Origin of the sequence: Pseudomonas sp. 32_A (genome assembly GCF_017490905.1) — a bacterium.
In the GTDB taxonomy this organism is placed as follows: Bacteria; Pseudomonadota; Gammaproteobacteria; order Pseudomonadales; family Pseudomonadaceae; genus Aquipseudomonas; species Aquipseudomonas inefficax.
Window position 1 is genome coordinate 1 of record NZ_JAFGYI010000373.1, and the last position, 438, is coordinate 438.

The 438-nt window shown below is 62.1% G+C and carries 1 protein-coding gene; it reads right to left on the minus strand.

The window, feature by feature from the left end; genetic code table 11:
- Positions 1 to 22: 22 nt before the first annotated feature.
- Positions 23 to 438, minus strand: a 416-nt coding sequence (locus tag J5M58_RS27130) for a nucleoside transporter C-terminal domain-containing protein (RefSeq protein WP_306795266.1), incomplete at its 5' end; no start/stop codon positions are given.

Here is a 438-nt window from a genome sequence, read left to right on the forward strand (position 1 = left end):
GGTGCACCCTGATTCGAAGGGGTCAGTAGATGAGGCCCACGACGGTCGCACTGATGAAGCTCACCAGGGTTGCGCCGTAGAGCAGCCGGAGCCCGAAGCGCGCCACGTTGACACCCTGTTTCTCTTTGAGACTGCGCACCGCTCCCGCGACGATTCCGATGGACGAGAAGTTGGCAAAGGACACCAGGAACGTCGAGACGATTGCGATGGGCCGCTCCGACAGGTCGTCGTCGCTGCCGGTCAGCTGGAGCATGGCCACTATCTCGTTGGACACGAGCTTGGTGGCCATGAACTTTCCGGCCGCGATCGACTCATCCCAGGGGATCCCGGTGAGGTAGGCGAAGGGCGAGAAGACGTAGCCGAGCACCTCCTGGAACGTGGTGCCGCCGAACAGTCCCGAGAAGATGCCGTTCAACATCGCGATCAGCGCGATGAAGC